Here is a 4,585-nt window from a genome sequence, read left to right on the forward strand (position 1 = left end):
TTCATTGTTCATTGTTCATTGTTCATTGTTCATTGTTCATTGTTCATTGTTCATTGTTCATTGTTCATTGTTCATTGCTCACTGCTCATTGCTCACTGCTCAATAAAAGAATAGTTTGAGTGAAGTTGGGATTGCTGATGCGTCGATCTACTCGGTCAGGAATGGCGTAATCATACATAACGTGGACTTTGCCGACTAGGACAATTATTTGTGTATGGGGATAATTTTGATTGTAGGTGGCGATCGCTTCTGCCATGGTTTCATCCCATAATACTTGGGCTGCAAAAAAGTTATCTGCATCCGTACTGTTTCCCTGTCCCTCTTTGGCGTGCTGTTGATAGATTTCTGTTAGTCTTTGGCGGTATTCGGTATGATCTAGCTTAATGTCTTTTAAGGCAGGAATATAGCGCCAGTCGTTTCCTTGAAGGCTATTGATGCCTAAAACGGCTACTTTTTGAGTAATTTCGGCAGGAGTATTTAAAGCAACTAGAGGAATTTGTCGATCTTTAGCAAAACGCAAGATGGGGGCATAAAATTCCCAGTCAAAACCCCAACGGGTGTCATATTCGGTTTGCTCTCTTAGTTGGTCTTCAGTAATTGTTCCTGCTAGATAGCTGTCTAAGATCGGTTGAAAAGGACGCTGAAACATTTCTAGAGCGATCGCTATTTTTTTCTCGCTATTAGCTAAATTATGTTGCAGTCGTGTAATAATTTCTAACTGCTGCTGATGAATAGCAGGACTATCATGATTTTCTCCTAGATAAATTACATCATTTTGTTGAATTTGACCTATAGTTGGAATATTTGCTGTGACTGGTTCAGCAGTGGCAATTAAACTATGAGGGTATTGGGCAAATAAGAACCCTGCTAAAAATATTCCTGTTACATAAATAAGGGCGGGAAATTTAAACTGCATTATGGCAAGTTAGTAAGTAAAATCGTTAAATTTGTTAGAGGTAACAATATTTAATCTACAAACTCCTGAATAATGAAATAAATTCAAATTTGTGAATCTATTACTAAATATTGGAGAAGTTGATTATGGTTTGGACAAAAGCTTTAGCAATGAATGCTCTTGCAACAGGTGCAAGACAAGTGGTCAAATTATCAGAGCGATCGCTGTTACTCCTCAATGAAGGAGGAAATATTTATGCAGTAGATAGTATTTGTCCTCATCTAAAACTACCTCTAAAAAAAGGAAAAGTTACTGCCGATGGTGCGATCGTCTGCCCTTGGCATCGTAGCGAATTCGACCTATCCTCTGGTAATGTAAAAACCTGGTGTCCATTTCCTCCAGTAGTTGGCAGTGTTTTGGGTAAAATCTCCGCAGAAAAAACCTTGGGGGTTTTTCCTACTAAGGTTGAAGATGGACAAATTCTCGTAGATTTATCAGCTTAGTATTGATAGGGTGTAGAGGTGACAGCACCCTAAGACTAATCAAGCGCCGAAACACTAATCTTTCCCATAAGTTTTCATCGGCTCTTTGATCAAACGAATATAGAAATTCTTAAAGGTTGAGCGCAAGACGCGAGGCAGCCCAAAATCAATCGGCATCAGGGCTTCAGGTAACTTCCAATCAGATACCTGTAAATCCGCAGGTTGACAGTAAGGAAACTCAATTTCGGCTAGTTCGCTACAGTGTCCCTGTTTGAATTGAGCAACTAAAGTTGGGACAGTAGCGGGATCAACGTTGAGAATATCAATCATGGCACGGTCTAGAGCAAATACATCAGTAGATGCACCTAAAACTCCTAAATGCTTGGGTTCACCCCCACTAGGCCCGTTTCCTTCATGACCAATAATACCGTCAATAATGGTTAAATTAGGAGCGATCGCCTTGGCTGTTTCCACAATCATTTCGCCAAAGCGCTCCGCATCTTTCCCCGCTTCCATATGCCACCAAGCCTTCATTTTGCCAGGGACACAGCCAAAGAGATTTTTAACCCCCATAGTCACGGTTAACTGTAGATGAGATTTTACTTTAGGCAGATTAATTACCACATCGGCAGCTAAAGCTTCTTTAGATAATCGTAAGTGCTGGAAGTTTTTATTGTCAGTAGAGTAACGCTGTCCTTTGAATTCAACAATCGGTAGGTCTAATTCGGCGCATAAAGGTAAATAGCCGTTAGCCTTACAAACTCCCCTCGCACTGCCAAAAGCAGGACTATCTCCGAGAAAGGGTTTACCTCCTGCTGCTTGCACCAGTTGAGCAACGCAATAAACAATTTCAGGACGAGTAATACATTCTTTAGTAGGACGGCTACCAGTAAGTAGGTTTGGTTTGAGCAAGACGCGATCGCCCCTTTTGACGATTGCTGCCATTCCCCCCAAGGGTTCTAGTAAGTATTCAAGGCGCGATCGCAATTCCTTCAGTTCGTAAGATTCGGCGCGAATAAGACTAACGGTATACATGTTTTAGTTGGCTTTGATTAGTGGGCTTTTAAATAACGGCTCTTGTCTCAATGATATGCAATGATTGACATCAGAATCATAATTACTAAAATTATCAAGATTATTTTTGCCTCATCTAACGTCTTCTAAATTTAATCTATCCTTAATAATTTCTATAGCTTCAACAGTGTATTTCTATACAGTAGATATGATCTGCATTGGACACAATATAATTGTGATCGATTTCTCTCTGCATCCTAATTCAAGAATCTATGCAACCTAAAATTATTATTTGTGGCTTAGGACGCACAGGCTCTAAAATTTATAGCCTCCTAAAACAGCAGGGAGCAGAGGTAGTAGCAATTAGTCGTAATTCCCTTAACGCTCCTGCTAGTGAGCAAATTATCGTTGGCGATCCGCGAGATAACGTTACTCTAATCAAGGCAGGCATCAGACAGGCAAAAACTTTAGTTTTAGTACATGACGACGACGCTTTAAATTTGGCAATTTTAACTCAAGCTAGGGTGCTTAATCCGCAAATTCGGATTATCAATCGTTTGCTCAATCATACTTTAGGCGATCGCCTCGACCTGACTTTACCCGATCACTTCACCATGAGCGTGGCAGCACTAGCCTCTCCCCTGTTTACTTTTGCTGCCTTGGGTAATAAAGCGATCGGTCAACTTCAGCTATTTAATCGTACCTGGCCAATCAACGAAGAAATTATTGACCGCGATCATCCCTGGCTAGGCAGAAAGTTAGAAGATTTATGGGTAGACCCTAATCGGATGTTGATCTATTATTTACCCATCCAAGGAGAAATAGATTTAGTTTCGGCGATTAGTCAAGAAAAACCTTTATCAGTAGGCGATCGCTTAATCGTCGGCACAAGACCTCAGGTGTTAACTAAGCGTCGCTCTTGGCAAAAGAAATTGTCTAAGGCGATTTTAAATCTTCCTCGCTATCAGCAATATGCTCGTCCAGTAACTTTAGTTAGTCTGGCATTACTGGCAGTTATTTGTGCTGCCACCTTAATCTATGTCAGCGTTAATCTGCATACATCCTTTGCCGATGCTCTTTATTTTTCCGTGGGTATGATTACGGGTGCAGGAGGCAAAGAAGAAGTCGCCGAAAATGGAGCCGATTATTTGAAGTTCTTTACGGCAATTATGATGATTGTCGGAGCTGGAGTAATTGGTATTTGTTATGCTTTAATTAATGATTTTGTCTTAGGAAGTCGGTTTCGGCAAACTATCGACGCAGCCAAAATTCCCCGACACAATCACCATATTGTCTGTGGTTTAGGCGGAATGGGGATTCAAGTTGCTCGTCAGCTTCATGATCAAGGACACGAAGTGGTGATCATTGAATCCGATCCCAATAACCGCTATATTCGTACTGCTCGCGCTCAAGGCATTCCTGTCATTATTGAAGATGCCAGTATACCCTCTAGTTTAAAAGCGGTTAACGTCCCCAAAGCCTTGAGTTTAATTGCCGTTACTAGTCATGACACCGCGAATCTAGAAATTAGCCTCACTGCTAAAGCTTTAGCGCCATATTTAAAAACTGTGGTACGTAGTGGAGATCCCCAGTTTGCTCAATCAATGCAGGAAGTATTCGAGTTTGACCATGTATTGTCTCCTGTAGAATTAGCCACCTATTCCTTTGCAGCGGCTGCTTTAGGGGGAAGAATTCTGGGCAACGGCATGACTCAAGATCTGCTGTGGGTAGCTTTAGGCACAATGATTACTCCCAAACATCCTTTTTTTCATCAAACGGTGCAAGATGCCGCCATGAAAAGCGATTTTGTGCCTTTATATCTAGAGAGACAAAGATACACCCTCCACGGTTGGCAACTGCTAGAAACCCGTCTGCAACCCCAAGATGTTTTGTATTTAACTATGCCTGCCAGCGGTTTGGATCAACTATGGCGCAGTTCTAGCGCCGATGACGATCTGGTCGATCGCCTTGAGGGGAGTTTAAAAAATTAATTATTGATTACTATCCTGGATAATTGTGCCGTCTGATAATTCCAGAAGGCGATCGTTTATCCTTTAAGGCAGATAGCTTCGCGTCCCCTAAAAATTGTCAATTTGATGTTGAAAAGACTAACTAAACAACGTGAGTTCGACAAAGTTAGAAAGTAGCAGAAGGTAGTGCCAATAATTCTTTCGGCTCTAGATCGAGAGAAGGT

At 41.4% G+C, this 4,585-nt stretch carries 4 protein-coding genes; 2 read left to right on the forward strand and 2 right to left on the reverse strand.

The window, feature by feature from the left end:
* Positions 1 to 85: 85 nt before the first annotated feature.
* Entirely contained in the window at positions 86 to 916 is an 831-nt protein-coding gene (locus tag C7B62_RS24575) for a ChaN family lipoprotein (protein WP_106243961.1), read from the reverse strand.
* Positions 917 to 1,041: 125 nt separating this feature from the next.
* On the opposite strand from C7B62_RS24575, the gene C7B62_RS24580 reads away from it, so the two are divergent.
* Positions 1,042 to 1,398, forward strand: a complete 357-nt coding sequence (locus C7B62_RS24580; RefSeq protein WP_106243965.1) for a Rieske (2Fe-2S) protein — start codon at positions 1,042 to 1,044, stop codon at positions 1,396 to 1,398.
* A gap of 54 nt (positions 1,399 to 1,452) precedes the next feature.
* Here C7B62_RS24580 and C7B62_RS24585 read toward each other — a convergent pair whose 3' ends face one another.
* Complete coding sequence (locus C7B62_RS24585) at positions 1,453 to 2,412, reverse strand: DUF362 domain-containing protein (RefSeq protein ID WP_106243968.1); 960 nt, start codon at positions 2,410 to 2,412, stop codon at positions 1,453 to 1,455.
* A gap of 251 nt (positions 2,413 to 2,663) precedes the next feature.
* Here C7B62_RS24585 and C7B62_RS24590 point away from each other — a divergent pair, with 251 nt between their 5' ends.
* Positions 2,664 to 4,382: a TrkA family potassium uptake protein gene (locus tag C7B62_RS24590; protein WP_106243971.1), complete on the forward strand. Its 1,719-nt coding sequence runs from the start codon at positions 2,664 to 2,666 to the stop codon at positions 4,380 to 4,382.
* Positions 4,383 to 4,585: the final 203 nt, after the last annotated feature.

It is taken from the genome of Pleurocapsa sp. CCALA 161 (genome assembly GCF_003003995.1).
GTDB lineage: Bacteria > Cyanobacteriota > Cyanobacteriia > Cyanobacteriales > Xenococcaceae > Waterburya.